Below are 25,623 nucleotides of genomic sequence, written 5' to 3' on the forward strand. Positions count from 1 at the left end.
TGCGGAGATGGGGCGGAAGCGGCTTAGCGCCTGGGAGTAGCCTGGGTTCGACGCCGGCGGCTGACTAACGCAGCAGTGTGGTCGTTATCCCCTGGGCCTCAAGCTGGGTCTGCAAACTGTCCGGCCCGGCCAGATGCCCGGCACCGACGGCGACAAAGCTGACGCCCGGTTGCTGCATGCGTTCGGCGATGATTTTTGCCCACGCTTTGTTGCGCGCAACGATCAGCCGCTGATACAGCGCCGGGCTTTGCTGGCGTAACTCGTTATCGGCGAGACCTGCGATGGCGGCGACGTCGCCGTTTTTCCAGGCATCGATAAGCTCGCGCAATTTGGCCGGCCCTTCGGCTACGTCGCTAAAGGTCTGCCGCAGAAAGTCGAGCTGCATAGGCTCGGACATGTGGGCGAGCAGGCCGATCTGCTGTTCGGCGGTTTCCAGGCCATCGACCGGTTTTCCGGCCTTCTGCATCCGATCTTTCAGCAGTTTGTCGACGCCCAGGTCGGGGTTCAGCCCGGCCTGCACCAGCGGCGCCATGGCCAGCGTCAGTGCGGCCAGCCAGGGGCGCATCGGCTGCAATGTGCTGACGCCACCGGGCAATTGGGCGGTCGCGGCCGCTTGCTGCAGTTTTTCCTGATCGGCCGCACTGAGCTTGCTCGACAGCGGATGGGCCATGTCCAGGCCGAACTTAAGCACCAAAGCCTGCATGGTGGCCACATCGTCATCGACCAGTTCAATGCTGAGCCGCTGGCTGTGCTTCAGTGCCTCATCGAGTTGCGGCGAAGACCAATCCGTTTCCGAAGGCAGCAGATGCACCGTGCCGAACAGATAAACCGTGGCGTGCTCGTTTTTGGCTATCCACAGCGCGGGGTGCGCGACAGCCGGGGTAATGATCGCGAGAGTAAGCAGTAATACGGACAGCAGCGAGGCTGTCCATCGGCGTGGAAAGTGAAACTGAAACATGCCGTGTTTCCGTAGATCTGTAGCGGTTTGCGTAGTGCCGCATGGTGACATGAAACAGTCATGCTTTCCTCTTAGCGCGGCACCCGATAGCCGTCCGGCACGCCATGCGGGCTCAAGGTGAGCTGCCAGAGCTGGTCGCGGCGGCTGCGGAACACGGCGGTGGAAACGGCCAGGTAGAAGTGCCACATGCGCCGAAAGCGCGGTTCGTAGCATGTCGACAGGGTGGGCCAGGCCGCATCGAAGTTGCTGTGCCAGGCGGTCAGCGTGCGGTCGTAGTCGGCGCCGAAATTGTGCCAGTCCTCCACCACAAACAAGCCCTGCAGGGCCTCGGCGACCTGGTTGGCCGCGGGAATGACCGAGTTGGGGAAAATATATTTCTCGATCCACGGATCGGGCCGCGATGGCGCGCCATTGGTGCCGATGCTGTGCAGCAGAAACAAGCCATCGTCACTCAGGCAGCGACGCGCCACCTCGAAATAGCTGCGATAGTTCAGCGGGCCGACGTGTTCGAACATGCCGATTGAGAATATCGCGTCAAAATGTTCGTCGAGTTCGCGATAGTCTTGCAGGCGAATATCCACCGGCAAGCCGTCGCAAAGCCTGCGCGCATAAGCGGCTTGCTCGGCCGAGACCGTGACACCGACACCTTCGACACCGTAATGCTCGGCGGCGTACTTGAGCGCCTCGCCCCAGCCGCAGCCGATATCCAGCACCCGCTGGCCGGGTTTGAGTTTGAGCTTGCGGCAGATCAGGTCGAGTTTGGCTAGCTGGGCGTCATCGAGGTTATCGGATTGGGCCCAGTAGCCGCACGAGTAGACCATGTGCCGACCGAGCATCGCCTGGAATAAATCGTTGCCCAGGTCGTAATGCGTCTTGCCGATCTCGAACGCGTGTTCGCCGCGCTGCAAATTGATGAAGCGAGCCTTGAAATGGGCGATCAAGGTGTCGAGCGTTTTCAGTTCGCGGTCGATATGTGCCTTGAGCAAGCGAGTGAACAGGCCGGGCAGGTCGTCCGCATCCCACCAGCCATCCATATATGCCTCGCCCAAGCCCAAGGATCCGTGCGCGAATACGCGGGCATAGAAGCGCTCGTCGTGCACCTTGAGGTCGGTGGGCCCCTGGCCGCCAAGAGCAATGCCGGCGAGTTCGAGTAAGGCCGTGGCGCGTTGTTTCAACGAATCCGAGCTCATGCATGCCTCGTACGATGGCGATTAAGAGCCTGTCTAAAGTTTGCCAAGCACGGCGAAGCTTACCGGTATGCGTACATACAGCACGTCAACGCCGGAGCTTTGTACCGCCTCAAGCAGTGTTTGTGCTTGCTCTTCGTGCAGCAGAAACTCGACCTTTACCGGCAAGTCGTCGGCAAGGTCAAAAAACTGCTCTTGATGCAGCACGCCATGCCGGCCAAAGCCGGCGGTAGCGCGAAAGACCGAGCCGCCGCCGATGCCCAAATGCCTGGCTTGCTGCAATAGCCACTCGAAGACCAGCGAGCCATTGTGCCGCGCGCGCTGATGGCAGTAAAAACTCAGTTGCAGGCCCTGTTGAACGACCTGCGGTTGAATGTCGTGGGGTTGGACGACCTGGGGTTGAACGACATGGGGTGGCGCGATGTGCTTGCTCATGCGACCTCCGATGCTCAGTGGACAGTGGTCAGCTACGCAGAAGGGTGCGGGTAAGGGCGATGCCGGCTACCGTCATCGCGATCGAACCAAGCAGGTGCACCGAGATGTGGCCGGCGAACCACAAGTATTGCTGACGCAGCAGCAGCGTGGTCGATTCGGCCGAGAAAGTGGAGAACGTGGTGAGGCCGCCGAGAAAGCCGGTGGCGATAAATAGCCGCAACTCGGGCGGCAGCGTCTGATAGTGGTCGAACACGCCCAGTACACAGCCCATCAGCAGGCCCCCCAGCAGGTTCGCGGCGAGGGTGCCCAAGGGCAAGGTCGGAAACAGCGGGTTGAGCAACAGGCCCAGCACCCAGCGCAACCAGCATCCCAGGGCGCCGCCAATCCCTACAGCGAGAAATCCGGTATAGCCCACGTTGGCGGTCTCCTGGCTGGGGCTTATCTGTCTGCAGTCGCGATAGCGGCGATTTCGCGCGCGACATCGGCTGGCGTGCGGTCGTAGGCGTGAATGATCTGGTTGCCTGGGCCATAAGGCCCCCATTCGTCGGCACTGGTCGTATTGAAGATACCTAGCGTTGGCGCGCCTGCGGCGCAGGCTAGATGCATGATGCCGCAATCTGCGCTGGTATAGGCATCGAGCGCGGCCAGCACACTGGCCAGTTTGCGCAGATCGCCGGAGTAATAAGCCCGATAACGCGAACCCAGCAGTGAGCGACCGAAGGCCGGCACGATTTCCACGATGTCGAGATCGGTGCCTGCCGTTTCCAGCGATTGCAGAAAGGGTGTCCACCAGTCGGCGCCGAGCAGCTTGGGGCCGGTCGCGTTAGCGAAGATTCCAATCACCCGGCGTTTGCGTGCCTGCGCGCCGAACAGACGGGACAGTGCTAGGCGCCCTTGCTCGCGCTCGTCTGCGCTGAGCCGAATATCGGGAACCGGGTAAGGCGTGGCATGGACGGTGCCGAGCGCGCTGCGCAGCAAAAACACCGGGCGCTGCCCCTTGCTGATTGGTGCGTCGGTCATCGCGACAGCGTGAGTCACGTTGCCGCTTTTCTTGGGGCTGTCGAAACCCAGCTTCCAGGTGGCGTTGGCGCGCAACAGCAGCAGGCGGCCGGTTTGCGATTGCGGATCGGGGTCGATCGCCAGGTCGTAGCGTGTTTTGCGCATGCCGCGCAGTTCGCGCCAAAAACGCAGCGGATGGCCGAAGGCATGCGCGGGAAGCTTGAATACGCGATCCACGTTGAAGTAACGGCCGTAGATAGCCTCGGCCACCTGGCTGCGGGTGACGATATCGATTTGCGCGCCGGGGTAGCTTGTTTCCAGCTCTTGAATCAATGGCGTCAACAACAGCGCATTGCCCAAGGTGTGGCTGACATGGCAAATCAGGATGCGGTAAATGCCCGTGGCCGGTAGTGGCTGGCCGCTTGGCTGGGCCGGCTTGCCGAAGATGAGACGCATCAATCCGCCGGCGGCGCGGCGGCGGTGATCGTTGATGCGAATGGAGCGGAAGGGATTGGGCACGGGCAACCTGTGTAATAACGTTGGACTGAAAACCCGCCCTTCTGCGACAAGAAGGAGGGCTTAGCGAAGCTGGCCTTCAGTGTTAAGTAGCTGGTGTTCAATCAACCACCGCCGCGCATTCTCCGCATCTTGTTCGAACCATGCACGGGTGGAGCCCAGCCGAAAGGAATAGCCCCACGCATCCATGTCGCTCATCAGCCGGGCGCGGCCCACGCCCGGCAGTTCATCGGCCAGCACGATCTGCAGATAGCAGGTGGCGTCTTCTTCTTCGATCGAATCAGTCGCGTCGGTGTGCACCGCGCCGCGCCGCTCTGGCGGCAATACGATCAAATGTCCGGCTTCATGCAACAAGGAGTGCAGCGGTGTGTCGTCACGGGCGTAAACGGTATGGCCAATGATGCCAGCCTCCTCATCGCCCCAGAAGCTACCGGGAATGGCTGCGCCGCTTTCGACGCGCTGCAGGCTCAAGTCGTACCGGGCAAGCAGCGCGCGAATGGCCGCCTCGTCGTTGTCAGCCAGTCGAAGTACCTCGACGGCCGCCGGATGGGAGATAGGCGAATGCATCTAGGGATGCCGCATCACAAGCGGCAAAGCCGATCCGATCTGCCGCTCGACGACATCCAGTGGGGCAGGGCCGCCATATTGGAACGGGCAATGGGCCATCGACTTGCCGTGGCGATTAGCCTGCCGCCGGTTTGGCCGCAGGCTTACCGTCGGGCAGGGCAACCGAAAGCTCAAGTATCTCGTGGCCGCTGTCGCGTTCGAGATTGATGCTGATCGCTTCGAGGTCAACGTGAACATATTTCTTGATGACTTCGAGCAATTCGTTGCGTAGCAGCGGGAGGTAATCCGGTGCACCGCGGGTGGAACGCTCCTGCGCCACGATAATGCGTAGGCGTTCCTTGGCCACGGTGGCTGTCGGTTCCGGTTTGCGCTTCAGGAAATCAAGAATACCCATCGCGATTAGCCTCCGAATACGCGCTGGAGAAAGCCCTTCTTGGGCACGTCGATAAAGCGCAGCGGGCGCTCCTCGCCGAGTACGCGGGCTACCGTATCGCTGTAGGCTTGGCCGGCATGTGACTCGGGTGCAAGGATGACCGGCACGCCGGCGTTCGATGCGGCCAGCACGTTCTCCGATTCGGGAATGACGCCGACCACGGTGATGCCGAGAATTTCTTCTACGTCTTTGACGCTGAGCATTTCGCCGGCGGCAACGCGAATGGGGTTGTAGCGAGTCAGCAGCAGGTGCTGCTTGATCGCGCCGTCGCCGCGTTCGGCGCGACGGGTTTTGCTGGCGAGCAGGCCAAGGATGCGATCGGAGTCGCGCACCGAGGAAACCTCGGGATTGACCACCACCATCGCGTGATCGGCGAAATACATCGCCAGATGCGCGCCCTTCTCGATGCCGGCGGGCGAGTCGCACACGATGTAGTCGAAACCTTCCTCCGACAGCCCGTCGAGCACTTTCTCCACGCCTTCCTGGGTCAGCGCGTCTTTGTCGCGGGTCTGGCTGGCAGCCAGGACGTAGAGATTCTCGTGGCGCTTGTCTTTGATTAGCGCCTGCTTCAGCGTGGCCTCGCCCTGCACCACGTTGACGAAGTCGTACACCACGCGCCGCTCGCAACCCATGATGAGATCGAGGTTGCGCAGGCCCACGTCGAAATCGATCACTGCGACTTTTTTGCCGGCGATGGCCAGGCCGGTGGCGAGAGAGGCACTTGTGGTGGTTTTGCCGACACCACCTTTACCGGAAGTGACAACAATAATTTCAGCAGTCAAGGGTCATCTCCGCATAGTTTTTGTAGTTAGTAATCGTCATAGTTTGGCGATCAGCAGTTTTTCACCATCGAGCCAGCATTGCACGGCTTGGCCTTCGAGGTCTTTGGGAATCTGTTCAAACACCCGGTAATGACCGGCAATAGCGACCAGTTCGGCGCGAAAGTCAGACACGAAGATACGCGCCTTTTCGTCGCCTTGCGCCCCAGCCATGGCGCGACCGCGCAGCCCGCCATAGATATGGATGCTGCCATCGGCGATCACTTCGGCGGCATTGGCGATGGCGCCGGTGACAACCAGATCGCGATCACGCGCATAAATCTGCTGACCCGAACGCACTGTACCGTCGTGATGCTGTGCGCCCAATGAAGGGCCGGCGGCATCGGCTTGTTCGGAGGGTGCCGGCTCGGCCTTGACCGCTGCGGTCTTGGCGGAATCATTGCGCGGGGCCGCTTCGGCTGCCGTTGGCGCGGCGACGCTGCCACCGTTGGCCGGCTCATAGGCGGCGCGGAATTTGGCGATCAGCGGCAGGCCCATGCGCTTGGCCAGGGCTTCGGTTTCGCTGGTGCCGTAGGCCAGCCCCACCGGCAGCATGCCGGCGCTGCGCACGGCTTCAAGCAAGGCATCGACCGTGCCGTCGTCGGGCAGATTGAGCAGGTGACTCAGGTCGAGTACGACGGCGGCGCGTGAAAACAACTGCGGCGCAGCGCGCACACGGCGTTCGAGTTCGTCGCACAAGGCGGCGGCATCGACCCGGCGCACGCGCACGCAGGCAATTCCGACCTGGCCGAAGCGCAGGTCACAAGCATCGGAAGTATCCATTTGTGCATTCATGGGCGCCGCTCTCCGGCGAGGCGGCGCTGGGTGGTGTTTGAAGGAATGAGGTGTTTGCGTTCGGCCAGCCAGGGAACATCGGGCAGGCCACCGCTCTGCAGGTAGGTGTCGCGCACGTAGGCGTAGCTGGGTAGATCCTTGGCCAGCAGGCTGACCTGCGGACCTTGCTCGCTCATGCGTTGCTGGCCGACCTCTTGAAAGCCATAGGTGCCGTGGAACAGCACCACCACATCGTCGCGCGGCTCCAGAATCACCTCGCAAGTGAGCAGCGGCACACGTACTTCGGCATAGCTGTTGACGTCGCAATAGAAAATGCGGCCCAGGCCGTGACGACGATAGGCATTGGCGATCACGATGCGGTCGATGTAGACGAACTGCGGATAGCGCTGGCTAAACCAGCAGTAGTTCGAGCTGTCGTAGTCGCTGCCTTCGCGTAAAGCGATCAGAAAGCCGGCGAGGTGACCATCGATTTCGGCCACGCGGAAATAATCGGCGTGCTCGAAAAAGTAACGCAGTCGCGTGGCGTCAAGGGCGAGGATGGAGCGGCCGGCGGCGTTGTTGAGCGCCAGTACGGCATCCAGGTCGTGCTCGCGCACGTCGCGGATGGCAAGGGCCATTCGTTGCTCCGCAGTTGATGTGATTCGATCCAGGACCGCTTACCGGCCCTGAGTGGTGACGCATTATGGCATGGCCGGTTGGCCGCACATAACACGGCGCAGCATGTAAAACCTTTGTAAAACGGCAGTCTGGCGGCTCTCGCTATGGCAGGGGCGATGAAGTCGTGCGCGCTGCATATAAAAGCGTGGCCGGACCTTCCGTGCAGCGGGTCTTTCTGGCGTCACTTCTGGATAGAGGGCGAAATCGTGGTTTGACGTGGAGCCGGCAAAGATCCGAACAAACGAAGCATGACTTCTCGCGCATTGCGCCTTATGGGCGAGTGGCTAATGATGTGAGGCATGCTCATGCCTTGGTTCATTGTCAATCACATCCGGCTGTTGCGTTACGCCGGGCTATTCACTTACCTGTGCGTCGGCACACCCTTAATCACCAGTTGGGCGACTGAGCGGCTGGGCATGTTGCCAGGGCCGAATTTCGCGCTGTTGCTGTGGACGTTGAGTTATCTGGTTTTCGGGCTGCTGTATTGGCTTTTGACCAGCAATCTCGATTCCCATCGCTTCCTTGGGCTGCGTTTGCTGGGCCTGGCTGTCATGACCACCGCAGCGGTGGCCGTGGGCTGGTACAGCCACAGCGGGTTGTCGGCCATGCTGATGGTGGTTGCCTCGGTGGTGCTGCCTTGGCTGTTGCCGTTCTGGCTGGGTGTTGCCTGGATCTTGCTGCAGAACCTGAGTCTGGTTGCTGTTTTCGCCAGTTTCCCGGAATACGATCACAGCATGCGGCTGGCCTTTCTGCAGGCCAGCATTTACCTGGGGATTTCCGCGCTCACCTTCTGTACTTCGGCCGTAGCGAGCCAGCAGACCGAGGCGCGCGAAGCCCAGCGCCGCCTCAACTCCGAACTACGCGCCACCCGCGCTTTGCTGGCCGAATCCACCCGCATCGCCGAGCGCATGCGTATTGCGCGCGAGCTGCACGATCTGATCGGCCACCATCTGACCGCGCTGAGCCTGAATCTGGAGGTGGCCAGCCATTTGACCAACACCGAGGCGGCCGAGCATGTGCGCAAGGCGCAGGCGACCGCCAAGCATCTGTTATCGGATGTGCGCGAGGCGGTCAGCGAATTGCGCCAAGACGATGCGATCGACCTGACCCAGGCCTTGCGCAGCCTGATCGAGGGCGTGCCGGGCTTGAACGTGCATGTGGAAACGCCGCCGCGCTTCAGTGTCGAAGACCCGCGCCGGGCCCAGGTGCTGCTGCGCTGTGCGCAAGAAATTCTCACCAACACCGCACGCCACGCCGGCGCGCGTAATCTATGGCTGAAATTTGCCTATGCCGATGCCGACCTGCTGGGGCTGGACGCCCGCGATGACGGTCGCGGCGCGGCGCATTTCCGTCCCGGCAATGGTTTGTCGGGCATGCGCGAGCGGCTGGCCGAATTTGGCGGTAGTGTGTCGGTGGATTCGAGTGTGGGTCAGGGGTTTGCGTTAAATGTGCGCTTGCCGTTGGGTGAAGCGCCCACGCTGGCGCATACGCCGTCGAGGTTCGAGCCGCCCGCCCTTATCGTGCCGTGACCTGTGGCGCTCACGCCGGCCATGAACGGCATGCCAGAATGCCGCGGCACGATGCAGCATCGTTTCTGTGCCCTATCGGCATGACGCCATGGGTAATAACCGCTTCGAGGATTCACGATGATTTCCGTCTGTCTCGTTGACGACCAGAACCTGGTACGCCAAGGGGTGCGTTCCCTGCTCGGCCTGGCCGAGGATATCTGTGTAGTGGCCGAATGCGCCGATGGCGCGCAAGCGGTGGTGGACATTCCACGTGTCAAACCCGACGTGGTGCTGCTGGATCTGCGCATGCCGAACATGAGCGGGCTGGAAGTACTGCAGGCCTTGTCTGCGCGCAACGAGTTGCCGCCGACGATCATCCTCACCACCTTCGATGACGATCAATTGGTGCTGCAGGGGCTTAAAGCCGGCGCACGGGGGTTTTTGCTTAAAGATGTGACTCTGGAGCAGCTAGTGGAGGCCGTACGCACGGTCGCCGCGGGCGGCTCGCTGGTAGCGCCGATGGTTACCCAGCGCCTGTTGGCCGGGGTAGGGCGCATGCAGAACCAGTTCACCAGCCTGGAGCAGCCCGATCCGCTGACCGAGCGCGAAACCGAGATCTTGCGACTGCTTTCGGGTGGTTATAGCAACAAGGAGATCGCCAACTCGCTGAAGGTGGCCGAGGGGACGGTGAAGAATCATGTCTCCAATATTCTCTCCAAGCTGGGTGTGCGCGACCGTACCCGCGCCGTGCTGAAGGCGCTGGAACTAGGCATTGTCTAGTTCGTAGCTCTTAGAGCCTGTTTACGATCTCTGAGTAGCTCGCGTTGAGCCGCTGTGGCCGCCAGGTGATAGTGCGTGGCGCAGCGCCTGACTGGCCGTCAGGTCAAGCCGCGCGCTGGCGCATGGCGGCCACAGCGGCTCAACCCTTCGGGCCGTGGCGGCAGCTCTCGAAACAGCCGTCGCCACGGCCGTCTGCGACGGCATTCACAACCCAATAGCGTTCCCGCCCGCGAGCAAGTACCATCGACGCCTTCGGCGCTGGCCGACCCCTGTCACGATGCGATTCCTTCGGGATGGTTCCTGTGGCGGACTGGTCTCCGGCGACGCCTTAGTGCCGCCTTAAAGAGACGTTCGGAGAGCCCCGGAATGATGCGTGTTCTTGAATTTATTGTTGCCCTTGCCATTGTCGCCGTCGTAGGCATCGTGGTGGGCGTGGTCATGCCCGGTAGTGGCCATGTGGAAAGGTCATTGGTTGTCGGCAAGGACATGCGTCAGGTCTATGACGTGCTGAGCAATTTTCGCCGCTACCCCGATTACTCGGTACAGCGTTCGTACGATCGCAATATCGCCTACACCTTTTCCGGCAAGGCCTACGGCGCAGGCTCCGAGCTGAGCTGGTCCAGTGCCGACGACAAAGTGGGCAAGGGCAAGCTGACCATCGCCAGCGTCGAGCCGCAGTTCGACAAGGTCGATTCGACCGCCAAGTCCGCCAAGATCGTCTGGAATCTGGATAACGACTGGCGCGGCCAGGACAAGCATTTCACCCTCGATCTCGACCGCCAGGGCAGCCGTGGCCAGTTGACCAAGATCACCTGGTCCTATGACGTCGCTTACGGCTTCAATCTGATCGATCGCTATTCCAATCTGTACATCCACGGCGATCCCGACACCTTCATTCAGTTCAGCCTGAACAACCTGCAGAACGTGCTGGCTCAGGTGCCGAACATCGACTACACCAAGCTGATCCCGTATATCGAACAGACCCAGCCGACGCCGATGTTGCTGGTATCGACCTCGATCGAGCGCAAGGGCGGCCTGGATGCATTGAACGAGGCTACCGACAAGGCCGTCTCGCAGATTCAGGATGCCGCCAAAAAGCTCGGTGTCACGGTGGTTGGTCCGCGTACCCTTTTCACGACCAATTACGGCGACCAGACCTACACCTTCGACGTCGGCTTGCCGATCAGTGCCGCCAGCCTCACCGTGGCCGGCAAGAGCGAAGAGCTGACGGCGCCGAAGGCACCGGATCTGACCGCCGCCGGCAGCGAGACTCCGGCAGCCGATGCCACCGCTCCGGGCAGCCGCGACCGCTTTGGCCGTCTGGTTATCGATAACAACGTGCGTGCTGTGCTGGCTTACGGTGGCGCGGCCCTCAAGGGCGAGTGGAACGGTACCGCCGCCGGCGTGCCGCAGACCCGCGACATGCTGAAGGCCTATGCCCAGGCGCATGGCTACAAGTTCGACGAAGTGGTCAACCGCTTCTACGACATCCTGGCCAAGCCGGAAGTGAAGCAGGGCGACAACGTCACCAGCTACGCCCGTTTCGATGTCTACCTGCCGCTTAGCGACGCCCCGGCCGCAACGCCGGAGCAAGAGGCCGGCCTCAAGCCGCCGTCGCTCGACGATAGCAACCCGGCCCCGGCCAGCACGGCAGCCGCTCCGGCGAAGTAAGCCGCAGCAAGCCTGGAGCAATAACGAAAGGCCCTTCCAAGTGAAGGGCCTTTTTGTTTCTGTGCCGGCCAGCGCGACGATGCGCCGAACTTTCGCGACCTCATGCGGTACATTGCGGGACGCCTTTGCTTCACCACCAAGTACCGACCGGACATGATCGAAACGCACGAGCTCACCCGACGCTATGGCGCCCTGACCGCAGTGGATTCGCTCAGCATCCGCGCCGAACCCGGGCAGGTGCTGGGCTTGCTTGGCCCCAACGGCGCCGGCAAGAGCACGGTGATGCGCATGATCGCGGGTTTTCTGGTGCCCTCGTCGGGCACGGCATGGGTCTGCGGCCACGATGTCGGCAAAGAGCCGTTGAAAGCCAAGCGCGCCCTGGGCTATCTACCCGAAGGCGCACCCAGCTACGGCGAGATGACAGTACGCGAGTTTCTGATTTTCATACTGCGCATACGTGGCCTGCATGCCGATATCGGCTATCGCCGCTTCGACGAGGTGGTCAGTCAGTTACAGCTCGAAGGTGTGCTGGAGCAGTGCATCGACACGCTATCCAAAGGCCTGCGCCGTCGCGTAGGTCTGGCGCAGGCGATCCTGCACGATCCGCCGGTACTCATGCTGGATGAACCCACCGATGGTCTGGACCCGAACCAGAAACATGCCGTGCGTCAGTTGATCGATGCGATGGCACGCGAACGCACCATTCTCATCTCGACGCATTTATTGGAAGAGGTCCATGCACTGTGCAATCGCGTGGTCATCATCGCCAAAGGCAAGTTATTGGCCGACGCCACGCCCGCTGAGCTGGAAGAGCGCTCGCGCTATCACGGTGCCGTGTCGTTCAGTGCGCCGGGCAGTGGCGTCTCGCAGGAAATGCTCGGGCGTTTGCCGCAGGTCGCCGCGATCGAAGTCGACCCCCTGGACGGCCGTATCACCGTGTTTCCCAAGCCGGGCCAGCGGATTCTCGAACCGGTGGAAACCTTGCTGCGCCAGCAAGGCCTGGAAGTCTCCGAGATCCAGTTGGAGCGCGGACGGCTGGACGAAGTGTTTCGCCAGATCACGGTAGGGCCAGCTAATGGCGGCTTGACGGAGGGCAGGGGATGAGGGGGCTGGCCGGGAACGGGGAACAGGGAACGGGGAACGGAAAAAGCTCGCATGTTTTCGACTTGCCGCTTTATGCAGCCCCAGGTTTGCCTCATAAATATGCTGATGTATCACGCGGCACGACACGGGCCGTTCCCCGTTTCCCGTTCCCCATTCCCCGTTCCCCGCTCCAAGGGAGCCCCCCATGAGCGCCATCAGCGCATTGATGCGGCGCGAGCTGCGCAGCTATTTCGTCACCCCGGTAGCTTATGTGTTTCTGGTGATGTTTCTGGTGCTGGCCGGCATCCTTACCTTCTACAGCGGCGATTTCTACGAGCGTGGTCAGGCGGACCTGCAGCCGTTCTTCGAAATGCATCCGTGGCTGTACCTGATCCTGGTGCCGTCGGTATCGATGCGTATGTGGGCAGAAGAGGCCAAAGGCGGCACGCTGGAGCTGTTGCTGACCCTGCCGATATCGCTGACGCAGGCCATGCTCGGCAAGTTTTTCGCTGCCTGGCTGTTTATCGGACTGGCCCTGCTGCTGACTTTTCCGATCTGGGTCACGGTGAACTATCTCGGCGCGCCCGATAACGGGGTGATCCTGGCCGGTTACCTGGGCAGTTGGTTGATGGCAGGCGCCTATCTTGCGATCGGCGCCTGCCTTTCCACGCTGACCCGCAGTCAAGTGGTGGCCTTCATCCTGACCGTGGTGGTGTGCTTTCTGTTGATCCTGGTCGGCCAGCCGCAGGTGTTGGATTTTCTGCAGGGCATGATGCCGCGCAAGCTTATCAACGCAGTGGCGCACCTGAGTTTGCTGCGGCATTTCGAGGCGATTGCCCGCGGCGTACTCGACGTACGGGACCTGTCGTACTTCCTGCTCAGCATTGCCGCCTGGCTGACTGCCGGTGTGTTGGTACTCGACCTCAAGCGGACGCCTTAAGCATGAATCGCCGCCGTTTCAGTCGTCGTAGTGGCCTGAGCATCGCACTCATTTTGTTGGTGCTGGCTTTTGTCGCCTTAACCTTGGTCAGCAGTCGCTGGATGCGTGCCGGGCGGGTCGACCTCACGGCCGACCACTTGTACACGCTCACACCGGGCACCTTGCGCATCGTCGACAGCCTGCATGCGCCGCTCAAGCTCACGCTGTACTTTTCCGATCACGCCGCCCGCGATCTGCCGCAACTTCGCAGCTACGAGCAGCGCGTGGTCGAGATGCTGCAAGAGATGGTAGCGCGCACGCATGGCCGTCTACGCCTGCAAGTCGTCGATCCGGTGCCGTACTCCGATGACGAAGTCAGCGCCGAGAGCTATGGCTTGAGCCCGGTCAATGCCGGCAATAATCGCGAGCGGGTGTTCTTTGGCCTGGTCGGCAGTACGGCACCGGTAGGTACCGATAACGACAGCGAAGCCGAGATTGAGGGCCAGCCGGCCGGCAAAACGCTGACGATCCCGCTGCTGGACCCGGCACGCGAAACTTTTCTCGAATACGACATCGTCAAGCTGCTCTACGAATTGAACGAGCCAGTGAAGCCGCATATCGGGCTTATCAGCAGTCTGCCGGTGCAAGGTAATCCAGTGATCGGCGATGAGCCCTGGACGGTGATGCGTCAGCTAGGCCAGTTGTTCGACGTAAAATCGCTCGATCCGGCCAAGCTCGAACATATCGGCAATGACATCCAGGTACTGCTGCTGATTCATCCCAAGCAGTTGTCGACCAATGCCTTGTACGCGATTGACCAATACGTGCTGCGCGGCGGACGGCTGGTGGTGTTTGTCGACCCCGATGCCGAGCTTGACGGCACCCCCTTTGTCGACAGCAATGGCGTCACCGACGATCACAGTTCCGATCTGCCCAAGTTGTTTGCTGCCTGGGGCGTGCAATACGACCCGAAGAAAGTCGTGCTGGATCGTGCCCGCGCGTTGCGCATCGAGCTGGCCGACAACAGCGCGCTGAATCATCCCGCGATGCTCGGCCTCACCGCGCAAGAGCTTAATCACGACGATGTGGTCACCGCGAGCCTGCAACGCGTCAACGTTTCCAGCGCCGGTTATTTCGACCTGGCAGCGGATACGCACCTGCGGTTATTGCCGCTGCTGCAAAGCACCACCGATGCGGCCATTGTCCCTACCCAGCGGTTGCAGGAATCGAGCCGCGACCCGGCCAGCCTGCTCGACGGCTACCAGCCCAACAATAATCACTACGTCATTGCGGCACGGCTGCGCGGCACGTTCCCCAGCGCTTTTCCAGAACGTGCAAAACAAGCAGGGTATCTGGCGCATTCGGGTAGCGATGCCGAGGTCATCCTGGTCGCCGATACCGATCTGCTCAGCGATCGCCTCTGGGTGACCTACGCGCAAAGTCTGCTCGGGCAAACCCAGCTCAGCGCTATCGCCAACAACGGTGACTTCATTACCAATATTGCCGACAACCTCAGCGGTTCCTCGGCCTTGCTCTCGATCCACGGGCACTCCACCTCGCAGCGGCCGTTTACCAAGGTGCAGGCCCTGCAAAATGCCGCTGACCAGAAATTCCTGGTCAAGAAACAAGAGTTGCAGCGCGAGCTGGCGGAAACGCGCAATCGGTTGACCGAACTGCAGCCGACAAAAGCAGGCCGCGGCGATGCGGCCAGCGCCGAGCAGAAAAGCGAAATCGAGAAGTTCTTGCAGCGCCAGTTGGCGATCAACCGCGAGCTGCGCAATGTGCAGCATCAGCTCAATGCCGAGATCGATGCCCTGGGCCTGCGGTTGAAGTTCATCAATATCGTGCTGGTGCCGGGGCTGCTTGCCTTGTTCGGCCTGGGTTACGGCTGGCGCCGTTCACAGCGCAACCGCCAGGCCTCATGAGATTGGCGGCAATCTGCCGCAGTGGCCCAGGGGCTTGCCTGGGGTTTCTGGGGCTATGCTGGGGAGTCGAGGCGTAAGGTAGGCCCGGAATCAATCGATGATCGCAAGTCTGCTCAAGTGGATCGTGCCCTGGGAGTTCTCCTGGGTCTTTCTGCTGACCTTCGTATTTACCTGCGTGCTGTACCTGCGCGGCTGTCGGCGGCTGTCGGTGAGTTTCGGTCGCCAGTTGGCGTTCTGGCTGGGCATGGCGATCATCTATGTGTCGCTGCACACCTATTTCGATTACTTCGCCGAGCATGAATTTTTCATGCATCGCATTCAACAAGTGCTGCTGCATCATCTGGCGCCGCTGCTGATTATCGCCTCGTATCCGGGCAGCGTATTGCGCGCCGGGTTGCCGTTGGCGTGGCGCATGCGCGCTTTGCGCCCGGCGATGCGCTCCTGGCCGTGGCGGTTATTTAGCGCGGTGATGTTGAACCCGGCTGTGGCGACGATTCTGTTTGTCGCTTTTATCGTCGTCTGGCTGATTCCGTCGATGCAGACCTTGGCCATGCTGGACTGGCGCATCTACCGCTTCATGAACTGGTCGATGGTAATCAGCGGTTTTATTTATTGGTGGCTGGTGCTCGACCATCGGCCTCGGCCGCCAGGCCGGATGACGCCGGGCCTGCGCGTGCTGTCGCCCGGCATCACCATGACGCCGCAGATTCTTGCCGGCGCCATCGTCACTTTCTCCAAGACCGATCTCTATCCGATCTTCGAAATCTGCGGCCGCGCCTTCACCTTCAACGTACTCACCGGCCAGTTGGCCGGCGGCGTCATCATGTGGGTGCCGGCGGCGATGATCGAAACCGTCGGCGGCCTGCTGGCGATGCGTCAATGGCTGCGCTTATCGCGCAGTGGGCGCATTCGGCGTAAGCCCTGGCCAACGCGGCGCACGAGGGCGCTGCCCTCGGTAGCGCAATCGCGCGAGAGTTAAGCGCTATCAGCACAGACCGCCATTGACGGCCAACACTTGGCGCGTGATATAGCCGGCTTCCGCACTGACTAGAAATTGCACGGCCGCTGCGACTTCTTCGGGCGTACCCATGCGTTGCATGGGAATCATCTTGAGTGCTTCTTCCAGCGGAAGATCGGCGTCGATCATGTCGGTATCGATCAAACCCGGCGACACGCAATTGACGGTGATCTTGCGTTTGGCCAACTCCACCGCCAGCGCCTTGGCTGCGCCGATGATGCCGGCTTTGGAAGCACTGTAATTGACCTGCCCGCGATTACCGATCTGTCCCGACACCGACGTGATGCAGACAATGCGGCCGGCAGCGCGGCGACGAATCATCGGCATGATGAGCGGATGGATGACGTTGTAGAAGCCGTCCAGGTTGGTGCGCAGCACCTGATCCCAATCATCGCCGCTCAAGGCCGGAAAGGCGCCGTCGCGAGCGAGCCCGGCATTGCAAACCACACCGTAATAAGCGCCATATGCGGTGATATCCGCTTCCAGCGCGGTCGCGCACGCGGTGCGGTCGGCGATATCGAACTGCACGATGCGCGCCGTGCGCCCCAAGGCTTGCACCGCCTCGCGCACAGCTTCGGCTTCATCGCGGCGTGAACGGCAGTGCAGCACCAGGTCGTATCCGGCCTGTGCCAGACGCAGTGCGATAGCGCGGCCGATGCCGCGGCTGGAGCCGGTGACCAGAATCGTTTCAGACATGGGGCTGCTCAAGGTTCGATGATTCATGGGTCGATGATTCGAAAAAGGCCCGTGCATCGGGCGGGCTGAAAACGGTAAGACGCGCCTCGGCATGAATGCCTGGGGCGTCGATGCGGCAAGTGAAAACAGCCATGCCCTGTTCGTCATGAAACTCGCGCGTCGCTGCGATACGTAGTTCGCTGCCCAACGGGAAAAAGTCGACATCGCAAACGTAGTGGCGGCTGCCAAGCAAAACCCCCACCGGCAGCAGACGCGGTTGCTCCGTGCTCATTTGGCAGCCGGCCCAGGCGGCGATGCTTTGCGCCATCAGCTCGACGCCGAGCCATGCCGGCAGACTGCCGTCCTGCGCATTGAATAAACCGCCCGGTTTTACCGTCAGCGAACACACGATGCTTTGCGCATCGAACGCCACGACGTCGTCGAGCAAAATCATCTCGCCCGTATGCGGCACCACCTCGGCGATAGCCGGCGTCATGCGCCATCACCCAGGGTCGTATCTCCTAGAATCAGGCAGGCATTATTGCCGCCGAAGGCGAAAGAGTTGCTCATCAGATAGCGCGGGCCGCCAGCGGGCAGGTGGCTACCCACGGTTGTGAATTCCAGCGGCGGCAGGGCCGGGTCGGCCTGACCATCCCAGACATGCGGCGGCAAGCGTCGCTCCGTGCGGTCGTCCATCAAGCTGAGCCAGCAGAACGCAGCCTCCAGCGCACCGGCCGCACCCAGCGTATGACCGGCCTGCGATTTACTGGATGAGCAAGGCACACCGTGCTCGAACAATCCGCTTACCGCGAGGCTTTCCATGCTGTCGTTATGTTCCGTCGCGGTGCCATGCAAGTTGATGTAGTCGATTTGCGCAGGACTCAGCCCCGCATGCTTCAGCGCCGCGCGCATCGCCTGTTGCGCCCCCAGCCCCTGTGGATCGGGTGAGGACATGTGATACGCATCCGAGCTAGCACCACCGCCCACCAATTGCACCGGGCCATGTTCACGAGTCATCAAAAACAGTGCCGCCGCTTCACCGATATTGATGCCGCGGCGATCGCGCGAAAACGGATCGCAACGCACTTCGTCCACCGCTTCCAACGAATAAAAGCCATTGATCGCCAATCGGCATAACGTATCCGCACCGCCACACAACACCGCATCGCAGATACCCATGTGCAACAACCGCTGCGCACTGAGCAGGGCACGCGCGCCGGAAGTGCAGGCGGTGGAAATGCCATAGCACGGACCAGCCAGATCCAGCCATTCGGCGAGAAAGGTCGCAGGTGCGCCCAACTCCTGATGCGCATAATCGTAATCCGCCGGCCAGACGCCATCGCGCTGGTAGGCAGCGATGCCCTGGGTGGCTTCTTCGATACCAGCCGTGCTGGTGCCGATAATGACGCCGATGCGTTCGCTGCCGTAGCGTGCGATTGCGGCGCGAATCTCGGTTTCGATTTCCAGCGCGGCGGCGAGCAGCAGGCGATTGTTGCGGTTGTCGGCGAGGCCCGCTGGTGTGGGGGGCAGCGGCGTGCGCACGGCGCCAAGCGGCAGCGCGCGGTCGAGGATCCAGCCGTGTTCTTGGCGTATGCCGCTGTGGTCGCCGGCGAAGAGGGCTTCGGCGATGGCGGCTTTGCCGCTGCCTAGGGTGCAGGTGACGCCGAGGGCGTTTAGGTAGGTATTCATGGGGCAAGGGGGCATTGCATTGGCTTTATTTTTGCCAAATTTTGGTTGGGTTGTGGCGAGGTTGATCGCCTGCGGCGGGCTTTCGGCCACCTGCCGGTGGTCGAGTCACTTTCTCTTGAGTGGCCAAGAGAAAGTAACCAAAGAGAAGGCCACCCCGGTGAGTCGCCCTTCGGGTACGTGAGGGTCGGCCGGGCTTTTCGACAGGGCTTCCTGCCCTGGCGAAAAGGCATCGACATCCATGTCGATGCCCCTGCGGGCCTTGTCGTCCGCCCCTCACCGACGCACAGGGGCCCCGACGTCAAGGGCAAGATCAAGAGCAACGTCAAAAGCAGCGAGCGCTGCGCTTTTGCCCCTCCCCCTGCAAGCAGGGGAGGGAGCCTGTGGTGTGCGTTTCGTTCCATATATCGGCGACTGCTGGCAGTCGCACCCGAGTGCGCGCAGGACGCGCGCTGCTCTTCGGGGCCCCTTTGCAGCGGTGAGGCTTGGACGACAAGGCCCGCAGGGGGCTCGACATGGATGTCGAGCCCTTTTCGCCAGGGCAGGAAGCCCTGTCGAAAAGCCCGGCCAAGCCTCACGCACTCGCAGGGCAGGATGCCCGTAGAGCGCTGCATGGGGGTGCTCTTTCTTTTGGTTACTTTTCTTTGAGCAAGCAAAGAAAAGTGACTCGGACCCCGGCAGGGGTTCGAAAACCGCCGCAGGCGACCAGTCCCCCCAACATCACCAACAGGCGAAAGCCCGCCGCAGGCGAACCTGCTCGCGGAAACACTAGGAAAGTGCCATTGAGCAAACACGTCAAACGCACCCAGCCGGCTTCCACGCCGCCACATTAATCAAAGTCTCCTCCCGCTCCCCCGGCAGCGGCGCCGCCCGCAACCCCCACCGCTCCAACAAACCAAAATCACTCGACCGACTCCACCACAAATAGGGAAAAGAAACATTCTGCTCAGCAAAGACAAACCCCCGCTGACGCAGCATCTCCAAATACTCCTCAGCGGTTTTCTGCACCTCCATCGGGTGACGAAAAAACCAGCGGATTACCCAGGTATCGATGTAGGCCTTAGTCGATTCGGCAAACAACAACAGGCCGCCGGGTTTGAGTACACGCCAGAATTCATCCAGCGCGCGTTCTTGCTCGACCAGGTGATGAAAAGTCTGGTGGCAAAACACGATATCGACGCTGGCATCGTGCAACTCGATCTTCGCGCAATCGGCGGCAAGCAAGTCGACGGTGAGGCCTTCGCGCTGCGCTTCGTTACGGGACAACTCCAGGCTGCGCGGATCGGCATCGAGGCCGATCATGCGGTCGGGTTGAAACGTTTGCTGCAGCATGCGGAACGATTTTCCCTGGCCGCAGCCGACATCGAGCAAGACCCCGCCTTGCGGTAATTGCGCACCGGTCAGGCGTTTTAAATCATTGATGGCTACACGCAATACATGATGCTGCCAGGTATGGCTGCGCAAGAAATGGAAGCCTAAACGGGTTTCTTCGACGTAGGTGTCGCTGGCGTAATTCATGAAGTATGGGGTGCGTGGGGGTGAGGTACGCCGCTATGCGCGGAGTGGGTTGCGCTAAGCAGCCGGCGTTCGACCGCATCGACAAAGATCGGTGGCGAGACCAGTTGCATCTCGCCGCTGGCCATATCTACGGCGACCTGCACGGTGCTGGCGCGAGTCATGCGGACGCCGGTCTGTGCATCGCTGATTAGATAGTTGAGTTTGAGCCGGTTCTGCCATTCGATCAGGTCGGCGCGCACCAGCAGGCGTTGACCGAATTGCGCCGCGCGCACGTAGCGCAACTGCAGATCGATCACCGGCCAGACGTAACCGGCGGCTTTCATCTGCGTGTAGTTGTGACCGATATCGTCGAGCAGGGCGCAGCGGGCGATTTCCAGATACTTCACGTAGTGGCCATGCCAGACCACGTCCATGGAGTCCACGTCGAAGAAAGGCACAACGACCTCGGTCTCGATTTTCAAAACACCGTCAGTGCGCATCGGATGCCTCGATCGTTTGCCAATAGGGGTAGAAATTGAACCATTGCTGCGGTGCTTGCAGACATTGTTGCGCTAATCGGTCGGCGTAGCGCTGCATCCAGGCCTTGATGGCGGCATCGCGCTGGCCGCGCTCCCATGCCGGGGCGTCGATAAAGGGCTCCAGATAGATGCGGTAACGGCCTTCGATCTTCAGGCAGCACATCAGATTTACCGGGCAACGCAGCAGGCCGGCGAGCAGCCAGGGGCCTTGCGGGAAAGCGGCCGGGTGGCCGAGAAAGTTCACCATGGCATGCCGGCCGCCATGCAGCGGCACGCGGTCGCCGGCAATCGCCAGCCACTCGCCGCGTTCAATCCGCTGCGATAAATCCATCATCATCGCGGTGTCCAGTTCGCTCACCTGGATCAGCCGCAGGCCACGGTCGCCGGCTTCGTCGAGCAGGCGATTGAAATGCTCGACATGGCGGTTATGCACCAGCACGTTGAGCGGCACTTGTTCGCCCAGCTCGGCCATTGCGCGGCAGACATCCAGATTGCCCAGATGCGTGCCGATCAGGATTTGTCCGCGACCACCGTGGCGGCTTTGCAGCAACTGTGCGCGGATGCCGCCGGGGTCCACCAGTTGTACCTGCTCCAGCCGCAGCTTGCCGCGCCATACGTCGAGGCGGTCGAGCAGGCTTTCGGCGAAGGCCATGAACTGGCCGAATACGCTGCGCAGGTGGGGGCGCAGTTCGTTACGTCCGCTCCAGTGGGCAAGGCGGTGCTGGTATTGCCGCACGTTACGTCGCGCGCTGCGGCCGGAGACAAAGAAATACAGCACGATCAGATACAGCACCGGCGCCAACGCTCGGCGGCCAAGCACGCGTACCGCAAAGGCGGTGAATTTCATTAGCAAAAAACTGCCGCGTTCCTTGTGTAACGCCCAGTGACGTTCCTTCGTCTGCGTGCCAGTCATCTATGGATATCCGATGGCTTCGGGCTCAGCAGTAGCCGGCCAGAAGAATAAAGATGCGCACCGAAGCGGTAAGCAAAGTGTAGTTTGCCGCGTGCGGCATCCGCGCGCAGGGTAAGGTCGGCGCGGTCGCCCGGTCGCAACAGATGCTGAAATTTGAGTGCTTCCATGTTTCGGCATGCCTTGGGTGTACCTAGCCGCGTGGCGGCCAGTTCCAAAGCCCAGCCTATTTGCACGACACCAGGCAGCACCGGCGCGCCAGGGAAGTGGCCGGCGAAATAGATCAGCTCGGGCGGTATATGCAACGCCAGCGTCCATACACCATCTTCTTCTCGCTCCGCCAAAAGCGTAGCGTTACGCGGTTGCGGCAGAACGGCAAAGTCATCCGGCGGTGAGTAATTCACTCAGGCCCCCTCATGCCCGTTCTCTTCATACATGCGGCGCAGCCGTTTGCGAAACAGCCACTCGCCGCCGAACAACGCACCCATGATGAAGTAAGCGATCAAGCCGTTGTAAAGCGTCCACCACGACAGCGAGGCGTACAACGAGAGCAGCGCCGAAGTGACGCCATTGAATATGAAAAAGCCGACCCAGACCCAGGTGACTTTGCGCGTATAGCGCACGGCATGCGGCGGCAGCTCGGGCTCGCTTACGCGGGCGATGCGTTCGACTAAGGGTGGGCCGTATTTCAGGCTCAGCCCAAATGCGCATAACAGCAGGGCGCTTATCAGGGTGGGATACCAATGCAGCAAAGCCTCATTGCCGCTGAAGCCTAGCAGGGCGCAATAAGCCAATGCCGCGCCGACCATCCAGCGTCCGCCGGGCTGGCGCAGCAGTGCAGGTGCGCGAACTAGCCAGATCGCGCCCAGCACCAGGGCGTACATCGGCGGCGATACTTTATCCATGCCGAAATACACGACGAAGGGATAGAGCACGCCGGCGAGCGGCAGCAGGATGGAGGTCAGGCGACGCATGCGGTCCGCTGCGCTTGGACGAAGGCAGCCAGGCTGGCTATCGTGGAAAAATGCTGGCGTGCATCCTTGGAGTCCGAGGCAATTCGGATCTCGTAGCGTTTCTGCAGGGCCAGGGCCAGTTCCAAGGCATCTACCGAGTCCAGCCCCAGGCCGGCGCCGAATAGCGGCTGGTCGGCGGGGATATCGGCAGCGGCGATGTCTTCCAGATTCAAGGTATCGATAATGAGTTGGGCGATTTCCAACTGTAATTTCTGTGGCGACGAAACGTGCTGTGACAAGTCATTCATGACGATGCGAGTTCCTTGAGATAAAGACGATGCAGATGTTCGTTGAGCCGGCGCGATGCGATCGGCATGGCGGTGCCTGCGTTGAAAGATTCGAGCGCAATGTCTTCGCCGACGCGCAGCGATACGTGGACGCGGCGATCGGGGATGCGGTACCAGGGCTCGGCCTTGGTCAAGGTGGTGGGCTTGACCGAGATGAATACCGGCGTGACCACGCGCGCGCCGCGCAAGGCAATGGCCGCGGCGCCGCGATGAAACACTGGTGGCTGTCCCGCCGCGGTGCGCGTGCCCTCGGGGAAAATAATCAGCGTTTGACCCTCGCGCAACACCTCGGCCGCTTGCTCCAGCATGTCCGGGCCACCGTCGCTGCTGATGTATTGCGCCGAAAGGACCGCGCCGCGTGTACATGGGTTGCGCCACATGCTTTGCTTGACGATGCAATTGCTGTCGCGGATCTGCGCGATCAGAAATACCACGTCGATCAACGAGGGATGGTTGGCAATAATCATTTGTCCAGGACGACCCAGGCGCTCGGCGCCTTCGACCTGATACGTTAGTACGCCGCTGCGCGACATGAATTGCACATGCCAATGAAATGCACGGCTGATCGCCGCGCGGGTGCGACGGCGGTGGGCTGGCCGGTCGCCGGGCCATAGGCCGAGCAACGGCAAAATCAGCAGGCGCAGTACCAGGCCGCCAAGGCCGAACAGCGCAAAGCTGAGGCTGGTCGCCAGCAGTCGCCAGGCATAAAAATCGCCGCGCTGTGGCTTTACGGTAGTGGCTGCCAGATCCATCGCCGTGTCTTCCAGATATGTTCCAGTGAGGCGCTGCCTGTATGTAGCGCGCGCAGAAAATCGAGCGCATGCGGCCATGCTCCGATAGATGGATCACCAGCGTGTGTATCGCCCGTGTTTCGTTCAAGACGTAGCTGCCAGTGCCGACCGGCGCTTCCCCCAAGCCGCAGAGCGAGAGCATATGAGAACGGCACATCGTGAATCCATGGCTCGTAGGCTTGCGCCGGGCGTTCTTCGGCAATCACCACGATCACCGCGGGCGCGCCCTCGGTCAGCAACATCGCGGCCTCCAGCATGGCGTGCTCGAACGTGTCGGCTTCACCGGCGATAGCCACCGACTCGCCGCGCTGGCCGCGCAGCATCGACCATTGCCCGGCAATGGCGTTGTGCACCGATAGGCCGAACTGGGTCGGCGACAGCGGTTCTTCGGCAACCAGATCGCTGAGCAAGGCGTAGGTGCGCGGCGACTCGCCGTGACGCGACGCGAAGACCAGCGGCAATTGCTCTTGCTCGTCGCACAAAGGCCACGCGGCTTCCAAAGTCATACGTGCCAGCCGACTCAATCGACGTCGCTGCATGGCCGGCAGAAAATCGCAGTTGGGTTGCTCACCGTTATCGGGCAACTTGTGCGGAGCCTCAGCCCAGGCACGCCATGCATCCTCGTTGTCGAGGCCGGGGGCCCAGGCACGCCATTGTTCGATGCGCACATCAATCATTTCGCCGACTCCGCATGGCGACGGAAGAGCAGGGCCACACAACTACCGCCAAAACCGAAATTATTCGACAGCACGCTATCGATGCGCTGTGTCCGTGTGGCGGTCACCAGAGGCGCCTGCGCAAAGGCCGGCTCAAGCATATCGATAGGCGTATTCGCCGCGATGAAATCGTGCTCCATCATCAACAGGCTGGCGATCGCGTCCAGCGCACCGGCCGCACTGGGCGCGTGGCCGTACTGGCCCTTGATCGAAGACATCGGTGGCACGGTCGCACCGCGTTCGGCGAACACGGTATCGATAGCCTGCCATTCGGCCAGGTCGCCTTGCGCGGTAGAGCAAGCGTGGGTGTTGATGTAGTCGGGTGTTACGTCGGCTTGATGCAGTGCTTGTCGCATGGCGCGGGCGATACCGCCGGCGCCGGGGGCGACCATGCTGGCAGCGTCGGTGCAGGCGCCGTAGCCGCAAAGTTCGGCCAGTATCGTTGCACCGCGCGCCTGCGCATGCGCCAGCGATTCAAGCACCAGCATGCCGGCGCCCGCTGCAAGCACAAAGCCGTCGCGCGCGCTGTCGTACGGGCGCGAAGCGCGGGCAGGGTTATCGTTGCTTGCGCTGGATAACGCCCCCATCGCGTCGAACCACAGTGCCGTGGTGTCGTGCAATTCTTCACTACCGCCGCAAAGCACGATTTGTTGCTTACCTAGCTGAATCAGCTCCATCGCATGGCCGATGGCATGCGTCGCACTGGTGCATGCCGAACTCATGGTGTAACTGTGGCCGCCGATATCGAAGGCGTGCGCCAGACCGGCCGATAGCGCGCTGCTCATGCCGCGCGGCACCAGAAACGGTGAGAGTTTGTCGATGCCTTTGGCGTGAAAATTTTCCAGCGCGAGTTGATGTTCGCTCATGGCACTGCCGCCGCCGATCACCAAGCCGCAGTCCTCTGCGCGCAACTGATCTTGCGAAAGCCCGGCTTGTTCGATCGCTTCTTGTGTGGCGTGCCAGGCATATAGCGCGTGCGGCGGAAGAAAGCGGCGTAATTTGCGCGGCAGCTCCATCAGGCCGGTGCTATCTACTGGGCCGCCGACCTGACTGCGCATGCCCAGCGCGGCAAAGTCGGCCATATGACGAATGCCGCTGCGTCCGCTGCGCAGCGCATCGAGCATGGCCGCACGGCCATGGCCCAGGCACGAGACGACACCCATGCCGGTCACGACGACACGTTGTAGAAGTGCCGGCTGTAGAAGTGCCGGCCGTAGAAGTGCCGCTGGCATCGTCGCCG

29 protein-coding genes are annotated in these 25,623 nt (G+C 61.4%); 7 read left to right on the top strand and 22 right to left on the bottom strand.

Features of this window, described 5'->3' with window-relative positions:
* Nucleotides 1-64: 64 nt before the first annotated feature.
* From DVJ77_RS11005 to DVJ77_RS11050, 10 genes are all read right to left on the bottom strand, one after another.
* Nucleotides 65-958 (bottom strand): TraB/GumN family protein, encoded by an 894-nt coding sequence (locus tag DVJ77_RS11005; RefSeq protein WP_114845552.1) that lies wholly within the window; start codon nucleotides 956-958, stop codon nucleotides 65-67.
* A gap of 71 nt (nucleotides 959-1,029) precedes the next feature.
* The gene (gene cfa, locus DVJ77_RS11010) at nucleotides 1,030-2,148 is read right to left on the bottom strand and encodes a cyclopropane fatty acyl phospholipid synthase (protein ID WP_114845553.1); all 1,119 of its coding nucleotides are present in this window, start codon (nucleotides 2,146-2,148) and stop codon (nucleotides 1,030-1,032) included.
* Nucleotides 2,149-2,181: 33 nt separating this feature from the next.
* A complete protein-coding gene (locus DVJ77_RS11015; protein WP_318530916.1) occupies nucleotides 2,182-2,580 on the bottom strand; it encodes a DUF190 domain-containing protein in 399 nt (132 codons plus the stop codon).
* 28 nt (nucleotides 2,581-2,608) lie between these two features.
* Complete coding sequence (crcB, locus tag DVJ77_RS11020) at nucleotides 2,609-2,995, bottom strand: fluoride efflux transporter CrcB (protein WP_114845554.1); 387 nt, start codon at nucleotides 2,993-2,995, stop codon at nucleotides 2,609-2,611.
* A gap of 23 nt (nucleotides 2,996-3,018) precedes the next feature.
* A complete protein-coding gene (locus DVJ77_RS11025) occupies nucleotides 3,019-4,098 on the bottom strand; it encodes a glycosyltransferase family 9 protein (RefSeq protein ID WP_114845555.1) in 1,080 nt (359 codons plus the stop codon).
* A 60-nt stretch (nucleotides 4,099-4,158) separates the two neighbouring features.
* Nucleotides 4,159-4,662, bottom strand: coding sequence for a zinc metalloprotease (locus DVJ77_RS11030; protein ID WP_114845556.1), 504 nt, complete (start codon nucleotides 4,660-4,662; stop codon nucleotides 4,159-4,161).
* Nucleotides 4,663-4,777: 115 nt separating this feature from the next.
* A complete protein-coding gene (minE, locus tag DVJ77_RS11035; RefSeq protein ID WP_114845557.1) occupies nucleotides 4,778-5,056 on the bottom strand; it encodes a cell division topological specificity factor MinE in 279 nt (92 codons plus the stop codon).
* Between the two features lie 5 nt (nucleotides 5,057-5,061).
* A complete protein-coding gene (minD, locus tag DVJ77_RS11040) occupies nucleotides 5,062-5,877 on the bottom strand; it encodes a septum site-determining protein MinD (RefSeq protein WP_114845558.1) in 816 nt (271 codons plus the stop codon).
* Nucleotides 5,878-5,913: 36 nt separating this feature from the next.
* Complete coding sequence (gene minC / locus DVJ77_RS11045) at nucleotides 5,914-6,708, bottom strand: septum site-determining protein MinC (RefSeq protein ID WP_114845559.1); 795 nt, start codon at nucleotides 6,706-6,708, stop codon at nucleotides 5,914-5,916.
* Nucleotides 6,705-7,325, bottom strand: a complete 621-nt coding sequence (locus DVJ77_RS11050; protein WP_114845560.1) for a GNAT family N-acetyltransferase — start codon at nucleotides 7,323-7,325, stop codon at nucleotides 6,705-6,707. Before DVJ77_RS11050 ends, minC begins: the two co-directional genes overlap by 4 nt.
* A gap of 345 nt (nucleotides 7,326-7,670) precedes the next feature.
* Between DVJ77_RS11050 and DVJ77_RS11055 the strand changes: the two genes are divergently transcribed.
* From DVJ77_RS11055 to DVJ77_RS11085, 7 genes are all read left to right on the top strand, one after another.
* Nucleotides 7,671-8,894 carry a sensor histidine kinase gene (locus tag DVJ77_RS11055; protein ID WP_114845728.1) on the top strand — a complete coding sequence of 408 codons (1,224 nt, stop codon included), beginning with the start codon at nucleotides 7,671-7,673 and terminating at the stop codon, nucleotides 8,892-8,894.
* 117 nt (nucleotides 8,895-9,011) lie between these two features.
* A complete protein-coding gene (locus tag DVJ77_RS11060; protein ID WP_114845561.1) occupies nucleotides 9,012-9,653 on the top strand; it encodes a response regulator in 642 nt (213 codons plus the stop codon).
* Between the two features lie 366 nt (nucleotides 9,654-10,019).
* Complete coding sequence (locus tag DVJ77_RS11065) at nucleotides 10,020-11,324, top strand: SRPBCC family protein (RefSeq protein WP_114845562.1); 1,305 nt, start codon at nucleotides 10,020-10,022, stop codon at nucleotides 11,322-11,324.
* 153 nt (nucleotides 11,325-11,477) lie between these two features.
* Nucleotides 11,478-12,428, top strand: a complete 951-nt coding sequence (locus DVJ77_RS11070; protein ID WP_114845563.1) for an ABC transporter ATP-binding protein — start codon at nucleotides 11,478-11,480, stop codon at nucleotides 12,426-12,428.
* Nucleotides 12,429-12,612: 184 nt separating this feature from the next.
* Nucleotides 12,613-13,347 (top strand): ABC transporter permease subunit, encoded by a 735-nt coding sequence (locus DVJ77_RS11075; protein WP_114845564.1) that lies wholly within the window; start codon nucleotides 12,613-12,615, stop codon nucleotides 13,345-13,347.
* A gap of 2 nt (nucleotides 13,348-13,349) precedes the next feature.
* Nucleotides 13,350-15,251, top strand: a complete 1,902-nt coding sequence (locus DVJ77_RS11080; protein WP_114845565.1) for a GldG family protein — start codon at nucleotides 13,350-13,352, stop codon at nucleotides 15,249-15,251.
* A gap of 97 nt (nucleotides 15,252-15,348) precedes the next feature.
* Entirely contained in the window at nucleotides 15,349-16,230 is an 882-nt protein-coding gene (locus DVJ77_RS11085) for a cytochrome c oxidase assembly protein (RefSeq protein ID WP_114845566.1), read from the top strand.
* A 6-nt stretch (nucleotides 16,231-16,236) separates the two neighbouring features.
* Here DVJ77_RS11085 and fabG read toward each other — a convergent pair whose 3' ends face one another.
* The 12 genes from fabG to DVJ77_RS11145 all read right to left on the bottom strand — a co-directional run bounded on the left by fabG (nucleotide 16,237) and on the right by DVJ77_RS11145 (nucleotide 25,615).
* The gene (fabG, locus tag DVJ77_RS11090; RefSeq protein ID WP_114845567.1) at nucleotides 16,237-16,965 is read right to left on the bottom strand and encodes a 3-oxoacyl-ACP reductase FabG; all 729 of its coding nucleotides are present in this window, start codon (nucleotides 16,963-16,965) and stop codon (nucleotides 16,237-16,239) included.
* A complete protein-coding gene (locus DVJ77_RS11095; RefSeq protein ID WP_114845568.1) occupies nucleotides 16,958-17,440 on the bottom strand; it encodes a hotdog family protein in 483 nt (160 codons plus the stop codon). The genes fabG and DVJ77_RS11095 overlap by 8 nt, the downstream gene beginning before the upstream one ends.
* Nucleotides 17,437-18,633: a beta-ketoacyl-[acyl-carrier-protein] synthase family protein gene (locus DVJ77_RS11100; RefSeq protein WP_114845569.1), complete on the bottom strand. Its 1,197-nt coding sequence runs from the start codon at nucleotides 18,631-18,633 to the stop codon at nucleotides 17,437-17,439. The genes DVJ77_RS11095 and DVJ77_RS11100 overlap by 4 nt, the downstream gene beginning before the upstream one ends.
* 792 nt (nucleotides 18,634-19,425) lie before the next feature.
* Nucleotides 19,426-20,148 (bottom strand): class I SAM-dependent methyltransferase, encoded by a 723-nt coding sequence (locus tag DVJ77_RS11105; protein WP_114845570.1) that lies wholly within the window; start codon nucleotides 20,146-20,148, stop codon nucleotides 19,426-19,428.
* Entirely contained in the window at nucleotides 20,145-20,627 is a 483-nt protein-coding gene (locus DVJ77_RS11110) for an acyl-CoA thioesterase (protein ID WP_114845571.1), read from the bottom strand. Before DVJ77_RS11110 ends, DVJ77_RS11105 begins: the two co-directional genes overlap by 4 nt.
* Nucleotides 20,617-21,513 carry a lysophospholipid acyltransferase family protein gene (locus DVJ77_RS11115; protein WP_225427945.1) on the bottom strand — a complete coding sequence of 299 codons (897 nt, stop codon included), beginning with the start codon at nucleotides 21,511-21,513 and terminating at the stop codon, nucleotides 20,617-20,619. The genes DVJ77_RS11110 and DVJ77_RS11115 overlap by 11 nt, the downstream gene beginning before the upstream one ends.
* Nucleotides 21,514-21,575: 62 nt before the next feature.
* Entirely contained in the window at nucleotides 21,576-21,980 is a 405-nt protein-coding gene (locus tag DVJ77_RS11120) for an ApeI family dehydratase (protein WP_225427946.1), read from the bottom strand.
* The gene (locus DVJ77_RS11125) at nucleotides 21,981-22,550 is read right to left on the bottom strand and encodes a COG4648 family protein (protein ID WP_114845573.1); all 570 of its coding nucleotides are present in this window, start codon (nucleotides 22,548-22,550) and stop codon (nucleotides 21,981-21,983) included.
* On the bottom strand, nucleotides 22,538-22,837 hold the full coding sequence (locus DVJ77_RS11130) for a phosphopantetheine-binding protein (protein WP_114845574.1): 300 nt from the start codon (nucleotides 22,835-22,837) through the stop codon (nucleotides 22,538-22,540). Before DVJ77_RS11130 ends, DVJ77_RS11125 begins: the two co-directional genes overlap by 13 nt.
* A complete protein-coding gene (locus tag DVJ77_RS11135) occupies nucleotides 22,834-23,628 on the bottom strand; it encodes a lysophospholipid acyltransferase family protein (RefSeq protein WP_114845575.1) in 795 nt (264 codons plus the stop codon). Before DVJ77_RS11135 ends, DVJ77_RS11130 begins: the two co-directional genes overlap by 4 nt.
* Complete coding sequence (locus DVJ77_RS11140) at nucleotides 23,604-24,344, bottom strand: beta-ketoacyl synthase chain length factor (RefSeq protein ID WP_114845576.1); 741 nt, start codon at nucleotides 24,342-24,344, stop codon at nucleotides 23,604-23,606. The genes DVJ77_RS11135 and DVJ77_RS11140 overlap by 25 nt, the downstream gene beginning before the upstream one ends.
* Nucleotides 24,341-25,615, bottom strand: a complete 1,275-nt coding sequence (locus tag DVJ77_RS11145) for a beta-ketoacyl-[acyl-carrier-protein] synthase family protein (RefSeq protein ID WP_114845730.1) — start codon at nucleotides 25,613-25,615, stop codon at nucleotides 24,341-24,343. Before DVJ77_RS11145 ends, DVJ77_RS11140 begins: the two co-directional genes overlap by 4 nt.
* Between the last annotated feature and the right edge of the window lie 8 nt (nucleotides 25,616-25,623).

Origin of the sequence: Dyella tabacisoli (genome assembly GCF_003350925.1) — a bacterium.
In the GTDB taxonomy this organism is placed as follows: domain Bacteria; phylum Pseudomonadota; class Gammaproteobacteria; order Xanthomonadales; family Rhodanobacteraceae; genus Dyella_C; species Dyella_C tabacisoli.